This is a genomic window from Pantoea sp. SS70, from assembly GCF_029866845.1.
GTDB classification, from domain to species: domain Bacteria; phylum Pseudomonadota; class Gammaproteobacteria; order Enterobacterales; family Enterobacteriaceae; genus Pantoea; species Pantoea leporis.
In genome coordinates, this window is the sequence record NZ_CP117199.1 from 1,560,224 (window position 1) to 1,574,177 (window position 13,954).

16 protein-coding genes are annotated in these 13,954 nt (G+C 60.9%); all 16 read left to right on the forward strand.

Going from position 1 to position 13,954, the window contains the following annotated elements:
- Window positions 1–102 precede the first annotated feature (102 nt).
- The 16 genes from PO881_RS07160 to PO881_RS07235 are packed head-to-tail and all read left to right on the forward strand — an operon-like array spanning window position 103 to window position 13,537.
- Window positions 103–840: a beta-ketoacyl synthase chain length factor gene (locus PO881_RS07160; protein WP_137385538.1), complete on the forward strand. Its 738-nt coding sequence runs from the start codon at window positions 103–105 to the stop codon at window positions 838–840.
- A complete protein-coding gene (locus tag PO881_RS07165) occupies window positions 830–1,627 on the forward strand; it encodes a 1-acyl-sn-glycerol-3-phosphate acyltransferase (protein WP_110865892.1) in 798 nt (265 codons plus the stop codon). Before PO881_RS07160 ends, PO881_RS07165 begins: the two co-directional genes overlap by 11 nt.
- 3 nt (window positions 1,628–1,630) lie before the next feature.
- Window positions 1,631–1,888, forward strand: a complete 258-nt coding sequence (locus tag PO881_RS07170; protein WP_007887282.1) for a phosphopantetheine-binding protein — start codon at window positions 1,631–1,633, stop codon at window positions 1,886–1,888.
- 11 nt (window positions 1,889–1,899) lie between these two features.
- Window positions 1,900–2,154: an acyl carrier protein gene (locus PO881_RS07175; protein ID WP_101760886.1), complete on the forward strand. Its 255-nt coding sequence runs from the start codon at window positions 1,900–1,902 to the stop codon at window positions 2,152–2,154.
- Between the two features lie 4 nt (window positions 2,155–2,158).
- Window positions 2,159–2,713, forward strand: coding sequence for a hypothetical protein (locus tag PO881_RS07180; protein WP_110865893.1), 555 nt, complete (start codon window positions 2,159–2,161; stop codon window positions 2,711–2,713).
- A complete protein-coding gene (locus tag PO881_RS07185) occupies window positions 2,710–4,038 on the forward strand; it encodes an AMP-binding protein (protein ID WP_280172669.1) in 1,329 nt (442 codons plus the stop codon). The genes PO881_RS07180 and PO881_RS07185 overlap by 4 nt, the downstream gene beginning before the upstream one ends.
- A complete protein-coding gene (locus PO881_RS07190; protein WP_280172670.1) occupies window positions 4,025–4,372 on the forward strand; it encodes a hydroxymyristoyl-ACP dehydratase in 348 nt (115 codons plus the stop codon). Before PO881_RS07185 ends, PO881_RS07190 begins: the two co-directional genes overlap by 14 nt.
- Window positions 4,366–6,060 carry a glycosyltransferase family 2 protein gene (locus tag PO881_RS07195; RefSeq protein WP_280172671.1) on the forward strand — a complete coding sequence of 565 codons (1,695 nt, stop codon included), beginning with the start codon at window positions 4,366–4,368 and terminating at the stop codon, window positions 6,058–6,060. The genes PO881_RS07190 and PO881_RS07195 overlap by 7 nt, the downstream gene beginning before the upstream one ends.
- Entirely contained in the window at window positions 6,053–6,469 is a 417-nt protein-coding gene (locus PO881_RS07200; RefSeq protein ID WP_101760881.1) for a thioesterase family protein, read from the forward strand. The genes PO881_RS07195 and PO881_RS07200 overlap by 8 nt, the downstream gene beginning before the upstream one ends.
- The gene (locus PO881_RS07205) at window positions 6,466–7,077 is read left to right on the forward strand and encodes an outer membrane lipoprotein carrier protein LolA (RefSeq protein ID WP_101760880.1); all 612 of its coding nucleotides are present in this window, start codon (window positions 6,466–6,468) and stop codon (window positions 7,075–7,077) included. Before PO881_RS07200 ends, PO881_RS07205 begins: the two co-directional genes overlap by 4 nt.
- The gene (locus tag PO881_RS07210; protein WP_280172672.1) at window positions 7,043–9,364 is read left to right on the forward strand and encodes an MMPL family transporter; all 2,322 of its coding nucleotides are present in this window, start codon (window positions 7,043–7,045) and stop codon (window positions 9,362–9,364) included. Before PO881_RS07205 ends, PO881_RS07210 begins: the two co-directional genes overlap by 35 nt.
- Entirely contained in the window at window positions 9,361–9,957 is a 597-nt protein-coding gene (locus PO881_RS07215; RefSeq protein WP_280172673.1) for a DUF3261 domain-containing protein, read from the forward strand. The genes PO881_RS07210 and PO881_RS07215 overlap by 4 nt, the downstream gene beginning before the upstream one ends.
- On the forward strand, window positions 9,954–11,111 hold the full coding sequence (locus PO881_RS07220; RefSeq protein WP_280172674.1) for a beta-ketoacyl-[acyl-carrier-protein] synthase family protein: 1,158 nt from the start codon (window positions 9,954–9,956) through the stop codon (window positions 11,109–11,111). Before PO881_RS07215 ends, PO881_RS07220 begins: the two co-directional genes overlap by 4 nt.
- The gene (locus PO881_RS07225) at window positions 11,104–11,577 is read left to right on the forward strand and encodes a 3-hydroxy-fatty acyl-ACP dehydratase (RefSeq protein ID WP_280172675.1); all 474 of its coding nucleotides are present in this window, start codon (window positions 11,104–11,106) and stop codon (window positions 11,575–11,577) included. Before PO881_RS07220 ends, PO881_RS07225 begins: the two co-directional genes overlap by 8 nt.
- Window positions 11,574–12,305: a 3-ketoacyl-ACP reductase FabG2 gene (locus PO881_RS07230; protein WP_176970799.1), complete on the forward strand. Its 732-nt coding sequence runs from the start codon at window positions 11,574–11,576 to the stop codon at window positions 12,303–12,305. Before PO881_RS07225 ends, PO881_RS07230 begins: the two co-directional genes overlap by 4 nt.
- Window positions 12,302–13,537, forward strand: a complete 1,236-nt coding sequence (locus tag PO881_RS07235) for a beta-ketoacyl-ACP synthase (RefSeq protein WP_280172676.1) — start codon at window positions 12,302–12,304, stop codon at window positions 13,535–13,537. The genes PO881_RS07230 and PO881_RS07235 overlap by 4 nt, the downstream gene beginning before the upstream one ends.
- The last annotated feature ends 417 nt before the right edge of the window (window positions 13,538–13,954 follow it).

Below are 13,954 nucleotides of genomic sequence, written 5' to 3' on the forward strand. Positions count from 1 at the left end.
TAATCGGCGACATCCGCATGGGATGACGGGTATAGAGAGCAAGGAAGGGATGCCGCGCAGCGAAAACCGGACCATCCCTGAGGCTGAAGAAAGAATACAGGTATGAAACTCGCTTACTCCCTTGTTGACTGGCACGCCATCGCGCCGGGCAACAGCACCGCAGAAGAGTGGCAACGTTGGGCGCAACAGGCACCGGCGTTAGATGCCACGCAACCTATCGCGAAACCCCAATTTTTGCCGATGATGACCGCGCGTCGTCTCAGCGCCGGCAGCCGTGCTGCGGTTGAGTGCGGGCTGGCGTTATTGGCGCGGCACAGCGTGGACGCCATCGTCTTCACCAGTCGCCACGGCGAACTGGAGCGTAATCTGCGCATTCTCACCGCGCTGGCGGAACAGCAAGCGCTGTCGCCCACCGATTTCGCCATGTCGGTTCACAACTCAGCGGTGGGCAGTTTGACCATCGCCGCGCGTCAGCCGTTGGTTTCATCCTCGGTTTCGGCCGGTATTGATAGCTTCCAGCAAGGATTGATAGAAGTGGCGGCGCTGCATCAGGCGGGTTATGCGCAGGTGCTGCTGGTGGATTTTGACGGCGTGGTGCCGGATTACTACCGTCCGTGGCTACCGGAAATCGATCGCTTTAATGCGCCGTACGCGGTAGCGCTGCTGCTACGGGCGGGCGAGGCATGGCGTTGCGAAGCGCAGGCCGGCAAACCCGCTGAGCTGCACAACCCTCTGCCGCAAAGTCTGCAATTTCTGGCGGCGATGCTGCACAACACGCCACGTTTTAGCGTGGCCGGCGAGCGCCATCAGTGGCACTGGGAGCGTCTGCATGGTGGATAATTCGCTGACCGAGGCGCGTCCCGGTTTCAACTATTACTGGCGGCTGGTGATGACCGCCGTCAGCTTTACGCTGTTCAGCGTGGGCGGCCTGCTACTGTCGCTGATTTGGTTCAATCTGCTGTTACTGGTGCAGCGTGATGGCCTGCGCCGTCGCCATATCGCCCGCAGCAGCATCGCCTGGAGCTTCCGCTGCTTCCTGCGTTTCTGCCGCTTTGTCGGGGTTTACGATTACCAGATCATCGGCGCAGAACAGCTGCGTCAGGATCGCGGCTGCCTGATCGTCGCCAACCATCCGTCACTGATCGATTACGTGATGATCGCGTCGGTGCTGCCGGAGATGGATTGCCTGGTGAAAGCCGAGCTGCAGCACAACATTTTCTTCCGTGGCGTGATTCGCGCCGCCGATTACCTGATTAACAGCGAAGCCGATACGCTGCTGCCAGACAGCCAGCAGCGACTGGCGCGCGGCGATACCATTCTGATTTTCCCGGAAGGCACGCGCACACGTTATGGCGAGCCGCTGAAGCTGCAGCGCGGTGCCGCCAACATTGCGGTGCGCGCGGGCTGCGATTTGCGTGTGGTGCACATCAGCTGCACCGAGCGCATGCTCGATAAGCAAAGCCGCTGGTATCAGATTCCGCTGGTTAAACCGATTTTTACTGTACGCGTACAATCGCGTATTGCCAGCCACGCCTTTAGTGAGGCCGAAGAGGATTCGCAGCCGCTGGCCGCACGTCGTCTGACGCGTCATCTGCAACAGGCGCTGGTGCCTGAAGAGACCAACTAAGTTATGCAAGTACTGATTAACGACATCAAACAGATGATTATCGACACGCTGAATCTGGAAGATATCAGCCCTGACGACATCGAAACCGACGCACCGCTGTTTGGCGAGGGGCTGGGCCTCGATTCAATCGATGCGCTGGAGCTGGGACTGGCGGTGAAAAATCGCTTCGGCGTACAGCTCTCCGCCGAGAGTGAAACGTTGCGCGCGCACTTTTTTTCCGTGGCTACACTGGCCGCGTTTGTTGAACAACAGCAAGCCTGAGAGCAGTCAACATGATGAACAAAAACGAAATTTACCAGGAAGTGGCTTCGCTGCTCACCTCGCTGTTTGAAATTGAGCCGGATGATATTCGTCCGGACGCCCGCCTGTATGAAGACCTCGAGCTGGATAGCATCGATGCGGTCGATATGGTGGTGCATCTGCAAAAGCGTACTGGCCGTAAGATCAAACCGGAAACCTTCCGCGCGGTGCGTACCGTGCAGGATGTGGTGGATGCCGTCGATCAACTGATGCGCGACGAAGCCTGATCGCATGCTGCTGCGGCTGCTAAACGGAGCGGCGCTGCTGGCGTGGCCGTTTCTGGTGTGGTTAACCCTCACCCAGCCACAGTGGCGCGGCGTAACGGGCCTGCTGGCGCTGCTGTTTGTGCTGCGCGTCTGGACGCTGCGCCGCGCCGCCGGGCCGATGGCGCGCGTGATGCTACTGCTGGCGCTGGTGGGCAGCGCGTTATGCCTCGCCAGCCTGCTGCTGCGATCGCAACATCTGCTGCTGTGGTATCCGCTGGTGGTCAATGCATCGATGCTGCTGCTGTTTGGCGCGTCGCTGTGGAGCCCCATGCCGCTAGTGGAACGGCTGGCACGGCTGCGCGAACCGGATCTGCCGCCGCGCGCGGTGCGTTATACCCGCCGCGTAACGCAAGTGTGGTGCGGCTTTTTCATCTTCAACGGCAGCGTGGCGTTGCTCACCTGCCTGCTCAATGATGTCACGCTTTGGACACTCTGGAATGGGTGCATCAGCTATCTGCTGATGGGCACGCTGATGGGCGGCGAATGGCTGCTGCGTCAGCGCATAAGGAAACAGGCATGAACTTACATAGCCTCCGCGACTGGCTCAGCGCGCCGGATCGCATGGTGGCCTGGCACGGCCAACAGCAACATACGCTGCACACCTTGCGTCAGCAGGTGCGGGCGCTGGCCGATCGGCTGCAAAACCAGCCCGGCCAATATTGGGCGCTGTGCTTTGATAACAGCTATGCGTTTACCGCCGCGCTGCTGGCGCTGTGGCACGCCGGTAAAACGCCGGTGATCCCCGGACACTGTCGCGCGGCCCAGCTGGAAGAGATGGCCGACAGCCTGGATGGCGTGATCAGCGATATGCCGCTGGCAGTCGCGCTGCCGCAGCTGCGCTGGGACGGCGCGCTGGCGAGCGGTGCGTTACCGCCGATCGCCGCCGACGCCACGCTGGTGTTGTTCACCTCTGGTTCGACCGGCACGCCGCGTCGCGTAGTGAAATCGCTGCGCGCGCTGGATCTTGAAGCCCGCTGGCTCTCCAGCTTGTGGGGCGCACGCTTACGTGATTGCCATGTGATTGCCTCCGTCAGCCATCAACATCTGTATGGCCTGAGTTTTCGCATCGTGCTGCCGATGGCGTTGGGTTTACCCTTTGCCGCGCAGCAAATTTTCTACAGTGAACAGCTGGCCGATCATCCACCCGATCGTCGCTACGCGTTTATCAGCAGCCCAGCGTTTCTGCGGCGTCTCGATCCGGCATTGGCCGGGCCGCGCTGCGAACTGATCGTGTCCGCCGGTGGTGCGTTGCCGTGGACGGCGGCGCAGCATGCGCAACAGGCGCTGAGCTGCACGGTTGATGAAATTTATGGCAGCACCGAAACCGGCGTGATTGGCTGGCGCTGCGCCCACGAGGAGAACGCGCTGTGGCACTGTTTCCCGCAGATCACCTTGCGTGAGCAGGACGCCGGACGCTGGCGGGTATTTTCCGCCTTGCTGGAAACCGACGCCGGTTGCGCGCTCGACGATAGTATCGTGCAGCAGCCGTCCGGCCAGTTTCAGCTGGCGGGACGTCAGGATCGCGTGGTGAAGATCGAAGATAAACGCGTATCGCTGAGTGAAATTGAACGCCGCCTGCTGGCGTTGCCCGGCGTGGAAGATGCCGCCGCGCTGGCGATTCAGCGTCACGGTCGTCACGCGATTGGCGTGGTGCTGGCGCTGCCTGAGATGCTGGATGCGGCGACGCTGCATCAGCTAAAAATTGAGTGGAAACGCGCCCTGCAACCCTGGCTGGAGCCGGTGGCGATTCCGCGCTATTGGCGCGTGGTGACGTCGATTCCTGTCACCGCACAAAGTAAACGCGCCTGGCCACAAATTGAGGAGTTATTTGATGCTGCCGGTTGAACTGCATGCCGAACATCAGGGCGATGCACTGATATTTCGCCTGCACGTTGTTGCCGATCTCTTTTGGTTTCGCGGCCATTTCCCGACGCTGCCAATTCTGCCCGGCGTGGCGCAGCTCGACTGGGCGCTGCATTACGGCCTGACGCGTTTAGCCATCGGTAAATCTTTCGCTGCGATTGACAATATCAAGTTCCAGCAGCCGGTGCCGCCGGATGCCGAGCTGGCGTTACAGCTGCAGTGGCAGGCAGAAAAATCGCTGCTCAGTTTCAGCTACAGCCTGATCAACGGCGACGTGGCGACGGTGGCCAGCAGCGGGAAGATCCGCCTGTGTTGAGTTCTCACTTCACGCCTTGTGTGCTGATTCCCTGCTATAACCACGGCGCGATGCTGGCGTCGGTGCTGGCGCGGCTGGCACCGTTCAACTTGCCGGTGATTCTGGTGGATGACGGCAGCGATGCCACCACCAAACAGCTGATTGCGGCGCTGGAGGCACCGCAGTTGCGGGTGCTGACGCTACCCCACAATCAGGGCAAAGGCGCGGCGGTGATTGCCGGGATGCGCGCGGCGGCGGCGGCGGGTTACAGCCACGCGCTGCAACTCGATGCCGATGGTCAGCATCAGGTGGAAGACACGCCGCGTATGCTGGCCGAAGCGCAGCGTTATCCGCACTGTCTGATCTCCGGTCAGCCGCTTTACGACGCCTCGATTCCCAAATCGCGCCTCTATGGCCGCTACATCACCCATTTCTGGGTGTGGGTGGAAACGCTGTCGTTCTCGCTGAAAGACAGCATGTGCGGCTTCCGCGTCTATCCGCTCGCGCCATCGCTGGCGTTGTGCGATCGCCATCCAATTGGTCAGCGCATGGATTTCGACACCGAAATCATGGTGCGCCTCTATTGGCAGGGCACGCCGAGCCGTTTTATCACCACGCGCGTGACCTATCCGGCCAGCGGCGTATCGCACTTTGATGCGCTGCGGGACAACCTGCGCATCTCATGGATGCACACGCGGCTGTTCTTCGGCATGTTGCCACGCATCCCGAAGTTACTGCGTCAGCGTAGTGATGCGCAACACTGGTCTGCAACGCCGGAACGACGCGGGCAGAGCGGTTTGCGCTTTATGCTGTGGCTCTATCGCCGCGCCGGACGCTTGCCTTTTATCTTGCTGCTGTGGCCGGTGGTGGCGGTTTACTGGCTAACCGGACGCACCGCGCGCGCCGCCTCGCAGCAGTGGCTGAAGCGAGTGCGGGCGATGGCGCAGCAGCAGAACATCGCGCTGCCTGCGCCGCTCAGCAGCTATCGTCACTTTCTGCGTTTCGGCTACAGCATGCTGGATAAAGTCGCTAGCTGGCGCGGTGATCTGCAATGGGGGCGCGACATTGATTTCGCGCCAGGTGCGGAAGCCACCATTCGCGCCGCCGAGGGCAAAGGCCATCTGATTCTGGCCTCGCATCTCGGTGATATCGAAGCCTGCCGCGCGATGGCCAAACAGGTCAGCGGATTGGTGATTAATGCGCTGGTGTTTACAGACAATGCGCAACGCTTCCGCGAGGTGCTGGAGAGCATTGCACCGCAGGCGGGCGTCAATCTGCTGCCGGTCACCGACATCGGTCCGGATACCGCCATTCTGCTGCAGCAAAAACTCGATGCCGGTGAATGGGTGGCGATTGTTGGCGATCGTACCGCCGTGCATCGCCAGCGCGGCGGCGAGCGTCGCGTGGTGTGGAGTGAATTTATGGGCCATCCTGCACCGTTTCCCCAGGGACCGTTTGTGCTGGCGGCGGCGTTGCGCTGTCCAGTGCTGCTGATGTTCGCCCTGCGCGAACAGGGGCGATTGCGGGTGCACTGCGAAGCCTTTGCCGATCCGCTCTCGCTGCCGCGCGCCCAGCGCCAGCAGGCGTTACAGGCCACCGTCGATCGCTACGCCGAACGGTTACAACAGCACGCGCTGATGGCGCCGCTGGATTGGTTTAACTTTTACGATTTCTGGACGTTGCCCGAGGAGAAAAGCCGCGATGAGTGAAAGCAACTACCGCGCTGAGGTGGACATTACCGTGTCGTTTCACGACTGCGATCCGATGGGCGTGGTGTGGCACGGCAACTATTTCCGCTTTTTTGAAGTGGCGCGCGAAGCCTTGCTGCGCAGCGTCAATTACAGCTACGGCGAAATGGCCGCCAGCGGCTACGTCTGGCCGGTGGTCGATACCCATGTGAAATACCGCCAGCCGCTGCGCTGCGAAGAGGTGGTCCGCGTCGTCGCCAGTATCAGCGAATACGAAAACCGTTTACGCATTGATTATGTGATCCGCAACGCGGCGGGGCAGGTGACCACCAAAGCACACACGCTTCAGGTGGCGGTCAATGCAGCGACGCAGGAGATGTGTTTTGTCTCGCCCGATATTCTGTTTGAACGCCTGGGAGTGAAACCGTGATCAGAACCCTTTGTCTGCTGCTGCTGGTGATCTGCGCCAACGCCAGCGCGGTCACGCTCGAGCAGTTGCAACAGCGCTTTGCCAGCCAACCGGTGATCCGCGCCAATTTTGTTCAGGTGCGCACCATTGCCGGCATGGCGCAGCCGCTGGTGTCACGCGGTCAGTTGCTGATCGCCCAGCAGCAGGGTTTGTGGTGGCAGCAAGCCACGCCGTTCCCGCTGATGCTGATCCTTGATGATAAGCGCATGGTGCAGAGCATGAGCGGTCAGCCGCCGCAGGTGATCACCGCCGACAGCAATCCGCAGATGTTCCAGTTCAACCATCTGTTGCGCGCGCTGTTCCAGGCAGATGAAAAGGTGCTGCGTGAGAATTTTGCGCTCGATTTCCACGATCTGGGCAACAATCGCTGGCAACTTGGTTTGACGCCGAAAGCCGCGCCGCTAAATAAGATCTTTAACCGTATCGATCTGCAAGGCGAGGCGTTTCTTAATCGCATCACGCTGGATGATAAGCAGGGCGATAAAACCGAGATCACCCTTAGCGCTACCCGCACCGAACCGAAACAGTTAACCGATGAAGAGCGAGCCCGTTTTGCCCCAGCGCAGTGAAAAAACCGTTGCGCTGCTGTGGCTGGCGGTGTGCCTGACGTTAGCGGTGGCGCTGGCGGTTTTGCTGCCGCGCAGCCAGCTGAATAGCAGCGTGCTGGCGTTATTGCCGCAGCAAAACCTCGGCCAGGCACCAGCGGAGATCCAGCACGGCTTTATGCAGCGCCTCGATCGTCAGCTGGTGTGGCTGGTAAGTGCCAACGATCACCACGGCGATGCGGTTGCGGCCTGGTGGCAAGCGCAGCTGCAAGCCTTGCCGATGCTGAAACAGGTGAGCGGAGCGCTGGATGACGATCAGATGCAGCGCTGGGGCGCCTATGCGTTTCAACATCGCAACGGCTTGATCGATGCGGCCACGCGCGCGCGCCTGCAGAACGGTGGTAACGCGCAGGCCGACTGGATTCTGGCGCAGCTGTTCTCGGCTTTCGCGGGCGTCGGTAGCAAAGAGATCGGCCACGATCCGCTGCTGCTGGTGCGCGGCGCACAGCTGGCGATGCAGCAGAACGCTAATAAAATGCTGCTGCATAACGGCTGGCTGACGGTCAAGGATGCGCAGCAGCGCCGCTGGTATTTCCTGCACGGCGAGCTGGCGAGCAATGCTTTCAGTATCAAAGAGAGCCATCAGCTGGTGACCGCGCTCAATCAGCTGGAGCAACAGCTGAAAACCCGCTGGCCGGATGCGCAACTGCTGACACGTGGCACGGTGCTGTTTAGCGACGATGCCAGCCAGCGCGCGCAGCATGATGTCGAAACCCTCGGCAGCGCAACGTTAGCGGGATTGCTGCTGCTGGTGTGGCTGGTGTTCCGTTCATTACGGCCGCTGGCGCTCTGTGCATTGTCGGTGGCGATGGGCGCGATGGCGGGCACGGTGCTGACGCTGCTCTGTTTTGGTGAGCTGCATCTCACCACCTTAGTGATGAGCCTCAGCATTGTGGGTATCTCGGCCGATTATACGCTCTACTATCTGACGGAACGCATGGTGCACGGCGAGCAAGCCACGCCGTGGCAAAGTTTGCATAAGGTGCGCGGCACGCTGTTGCTGGCGCTCGGCACCACGGCGATTGCCTGGCTGTTGATGCTGCTGGCACCGTTCCCCGGCTTGCGCCAGCTGGCGGTATTTGCCGCCAGCGGATTAAGTGCTTCCTGCCTGACGGTGATCTGTTTTTATCCGTGGCTGGTACGCGGTTTACCGGTGCGGCCGATTCCGGCGATGGTATGGCTGGCGCGCTGGCTGGCCGCGTGGCGGCGCAATAACGGGCTGAAGCGCGGCTTACCGGCGCTGGTGGCGATCTATGCGCTGAGCGGCATGCTACAACTCAAGGTCGATGATGATATTGCCCATCTGCAAAGCGCCCCGGCGCAGCTGTTAGCGCAGGATCGTCAGCTGGCGCAACTCACCGGTCAGCAGGCCGATCAAACCTGGTTTGTGGTGTGGGGCGATGATGAACAGCAAGCACTGCAACGGCTGAGCGCGCTGGCACCCAAGCTGCAACAGGCGCAGCAGCAAGGCTGGTTCAAAAGTTATCGCGTGCTGCCGCTCAGTTCGCTGGCGCAGCAGCAGCAGGATGTAGCGCTGCTACAGCAGGCTGCACCAACCATTCTGGATCGATTGAAGCAGGCGGGCATTACTGTAGCGAATGCTAATCTCAGCGCCATGCCGGTGACCGCCGCCGACTGGCTGGCGAGCCCGCTGAGTGAAGGCTGGCGGCTGCTGTGGCTGTCGCTGCCGGACGGACGCAGCAGCGTGCTGGTGCCGATCGGCGGCGTTAAAAACAGCGCCGCGTTGCAGCAGCTGGCATCCCAGCAGGCGGGTGTCAGTTGGGTTGATCGCAAGGCCAGCTATGATGAACTGTTCCGCTTCTGGCGCACGCTGCTGAGCGGATTGCTGGCGTTGGCATTATTGCTGATTACCGGCAGCTATATGCTACGACTGGGCGTGAAAGCCGGGATGCGCAGCGCGCTGCCGTCGTGGCTGTCGCTGGCGGCGGCGCTGGCGACGCTGGGCTGGATCGGCGCGAGCCTCAATCTGTTTGCCTTGCTGGCGCTGATTCTGGTGCTGGGCATCGGCATCAACTACACGCTGTTCTTCAGCAATCCGCGCGGCACGCCGTTAACCTCCATGCTGGCGGTGACGCTGGCGATGATGACCACACTGTTAACGCTCGGTATGCTGGTATTCAGCAGCACCGCCGCCATCAGTGGTTTTGGTACCGTGCTGTGCAGCGGGATTTTTTGTGCATTCTTGCTGGCGCCGCTGGCGCTGGCTCCGGGGAAAAGGAAGCAACGATGAAAATGGGCATTTTGCTGCTGTTAAGCCTGCTGTTAAGCCTGCTGTTAAGCCTGCTGGTAAGCGGCTGCGCGCAGCATCAGAGCGACCTCAACCGGCCAACCGCGTGGCTGAAACCGGGCGTGCGCGTCACGCTGCCGGCGCCGGGCATCTCGCCCGCGTTTCAGCAGCAGCAGTTGCTGACCGGCCACGCCAAAGGCAAAACCCAGTCGCTGCTGGTGCTGCTGAGCGCGGATTCACAGCAGCTGAGCCTCGCCGGTTTGTCATCGCTTGGCATTCGCCTGTTCCGCGTCACTTATGATAAAAACGGCATTCACACGCAGCAGATGATGGCGCTGCCGGAAATGCCGCCCGCCAGTCAGGTGTTGGCGGATGTGATGCTGAGCCACTGGCCGATCAGCGCGTGGCAGCCGCAGTTGCCGCGTGGCTGGACGCTGACCGACATCGACGATCGGCGCGAGCTGCGCGATCCCGCTGGCAAGGTGGTAACGCTGATTCGCTATCTGCAGAGCGGCGAGTTGCGTGAGCCGATCAGCATCGATCAACGTGCGTTTGGTTATCAGATTCAAATCCAACATCTGGATGCCTCATCATGATTTACATCTCCGCCTTTGGCATGGTGAATGCGCTGGGCAATAACCTGGCGCACATCGCCACACAGTTGCAAGCGGGCCACGCGCCCGGCATGCAACCGCGCGACGGCTGGCTGCAAGACGGCAAACATTGCTGGCTGGGTGAAGTGCAGGGCGCGTTGCCGCTGATTCCTGCTGCGCTGGCGGCGCATAACACCCGCAACAATCAGCTGCTGCTGGCCGCGCTGGCGCAGATACGCCCGGTAGTGGATGCGGCGATCGCGCAATATGGGCGCGATCGCGTGGCGATTGTGCTTGGCACCAGCACCTCCGGCGTTGATGAAGGCGATCGTCAGGTGGATGACGCCTTGTCGGGCTACGATTACCGCATGCAGGAGCTTGGCGATCCATCACGCTTCCTGGCGCATTTTTTAGCGCTGGACGGTCCGGCTTACACCATTTCGACTGCCTGCTCATCCAGTGCGCGCGCCATAATCAGCGGCCAACGTTTGATTGATGCTGGTTTAGCGGACGTGGCGCTGGTGGGCGGCGCGGATTCGCTAAGTCGTATGCCGATTAACGGCTTCGCCAGCCTGGATTCACTCTCTGAACGTCACTGCGCGCCGTTTAGCGCCGATCGCGACGGCATTTCGATTGGTGAAGCTGCCGCGCTGCTGCTGCTGACGCGCGAAAAGCAGCCGCTGGCGCTGCTCGGCTGCGGTGAATCGTCGGACGCGTGGCACATGTCGGCACCGCATCCTGAAGGCGTCGGCGCCGAGCGCGCTATGCTGATGGCGCTGCAACAGGCGGGTTTACAGCCGCAGGATGTCGGTTACATCAACCTGCACGGTACCGCCACGCCGCTGAACGATCAGGTGGAATCTGCGGTGATTCACCGCCTGTTTGGCGATCGCGTGCCGTGTAGCTCAACCAAACACCTGACCGGCCACACGCTGGGCGCGGCGGGCGCCACCGAAGCGGCTTTAGCCGCACTGATTCTGCAGCAGCATCTGCCGCTGCCGCCACAGGATTTCTCGCTGGCGGCACGCGATACTTCGCTGCCGGCATGCGGTTTGATCACCGCACCACAGCCTTTGGCGCGCCCGGTGATTGCCTCAAATTCGTTTGCTTTTGGCGGGAACAATACCTGCCTGATTTTAGGAAAGCCTCATGAGTGATTTTCTGCCGGTAGGTGCTTATCTGCCGCATCGCGCGCCGATGCTGCTGCTGGATCGCGTCATCCAGGTTAGCGACGACAGCGTGATCTGCGAAGTCAGTATCAACGCGACAGGCGTGCTGGCCCCTTTTCTCACCGCACAGGGCGATTTACCGGCGTGGTACGGCGTGGAAATCATGGCGCAGACCGTTGGCGTCTGGTCGGGCTTTCATGCGCGTCAGCGCGGCGGCGATGAGATTCGTCCCGGCATGCTGCTTGGCGGACGCGGTTATCGTGCCAGCAGCGCCGCTTTCGCCGCCAACAGCACGCTGCGCGTTGAAATGCGTCTGCTGATGCGTGACGACCGATTGGGCAGCTTCGAAGGGGAGATCCGCTGCGGCGAGGCGATCATCGCCAGCGGGCGGCTGAATACCTATCAGCCCAATGAATACGAGTTAATTCAATTGCAACAAGGAGTTCAGCCATGACACGCAGCGTTTTAGTGACCGGCGCAAGTAAAGGTATTGGCCGCGCCATCGCATTGCGTCTGGCGCAGGATGGCTTTGAAATGGTGGTGCATTATCATCGCGACAGCGCCGGTGCCGCGCAGACGCTGGCTGAGATTGAGGCGGCAGGCGGATGTGGGCGCACCTTGCAGTTTGACGTGGCGCAGCGCGATGCCACACGCAGCGCACTGGAACAGGATATCGCCGCACACGGCGCCTACTACGGCGTGGTGAGCAATGCGGGCATCACGCGCGATGCGGCGTTTCCGGCGCTGACCGATGACGAGTGGGACAGCGTGATCCACACCAATCTCGACAGCTTCTACAACGTGATTCATCCGTGCGTGATGCCGATGATTGGCCTGCGCAAGGGCGGACGTATTATTACGCTCTCCTCGGTATCGGGGATCATGGGCAATCGCGGCCAGGTCAACTACAGCGCGGCCAAAGCCGGCATTATCGGTGCCACCAAAGCGCTGGCGATTGAGCTGGCGAAACGCAAAATCACCGTTAACTGCATCGCACCCGGCTTGATTGATACCGGCATGACCGATCTTGAGCCGCTGGTGATTGACGAGGCGATGAAGCTGATCCCGATGAAGCGCATGGGCGCGGCGGATGAAGTCGCCGGACTGGCCAGCTACTTAATGTCGGACATCGCGGGCTACGTCACGCGTCAGGTGATTTCAATCAATGGAGGTATGCTGTGATTCAGCGTGTAGTGGTAACCGGCATGGGCGGTGTGACCGCTTTTGGTGAGCGCTGGAGCGCAGTGGCTGAGCGGATCAAACAGGGCAAAAATGCGGTGCGCCATATGCCGGAATGGCAGATTTACGACGGCTTGCATACGCTGCTCGGCGCGCCGGTGGACGACTTTACGCCGCCAGCGCATTACACGCGCAAACGCATTCGTTCGATGGGGCGCGTCTCACTGATGGCGACGCGCGCCACCGAACTCGCGTTAGAGCAGGCCGGTTTGATCGACCATCCAGTGCTGACCAGCGGTGAAACCGGCATTGCCTACGGCTCCTCAACCGGCAGCACCGGACCGGTGAGTGAGTTCGCCACCATGCTGACGGAAAAACACACCAACAACATCACCGGCACTACTTACGTGCAGATGATGCCGCACACCACCGCCGTCAATGCGGGCCTGTTCTTTGGCCTGCGCGGCCGGGTGATCCCGACGTCCAGCGCCTGTACGTCGGGCAGCCAGGCGATCGGTTATGCGTGGGAAGCGATTCGTCACGGTTATCAAACCGTGATGGTGGCGGGTGGAGCGGAAGAGCTGTGTCCATCCGAAGCGGCGGTGTTTGACACGCTGTTCGCCACCAGCCAGCGTAACGACGCGCCGCACACGTCGCCCGCGCCGTTCGACCAGCAGCGCGACGGATTAGTGATTGGCGAAGGTGCAGGCACCTTGATCCTCGAATCGCTGGAACATGCGCAGGCGCGCGGAGCCACCATTTATGCCGAGCTGGTGGGTTTCCACACCAACTGCGATGCCGCGCATATCACCCAGCCGCAGCGTGAAACCATGCAGATTTGTATCGAGCGCGCGCTGAAAACCGCCGGCGTCACGGCGGAGCAGATTGGCTATATCAATGCCCACGGCACCGCCACCGATCGCGGCGATATCGCCGAGAGTCAGGCCACCGCAGCGATCTATGGCAACAGCACGCCAATCTCTTCGCTGAAAAGCTACTTTGGCCATACGCTGGGCGCGTGCGGGGCGCTGGAAGCCTGGATGAGCATTGAGATGATGCGTGAAGGCTGGTTTGCGCCGACGCTGAACCTGTCGCAACCGGCCGCTGAATGCGGTGAACTTGATTACATCATCGGTGAAGCGCGCCAGATTGAGACAGATTACATCCAATCCAATAACTTCGCCTTTGGCGGGATTAACACTTCGCTGGTGTTTAAACGCTGGCGCGAAGGCTGATAGCAGGTCGCCATGAATGGCGCTTGTTAGTTAAGTCCGCGACGAACGCATGCCGGCTGCTTCGGTACATGTTGTTGAAAAGGGCACAGTTGCCAGAGGCGCTGGCGCGTCTGCTGCGGCAAAAGGGCTATTCGCAGCGCTGAGGCTTTTACGTTGGGCCAGGAGCCTCACGCATGGATGCGTGAGGCAGTTCGGGGTCGGCCAGGGAAGGCCGATCCGCGAACGGTCCGTTGGCACGACGTGGAAGCCGAAGGCACCGCGCTAGCGGCGCGAGGACGGCCCGTGACGCAGCAGATGTGTCAGAGCCCGCTACCTAGTCAAAGCAAAACCCTTTCTTCAGTGATAAGCATTGGTCGCCATGAATGAATGGCGACCCTACAAGACCGGGCAGGGTACCTATTGCACCACTCCTCCATG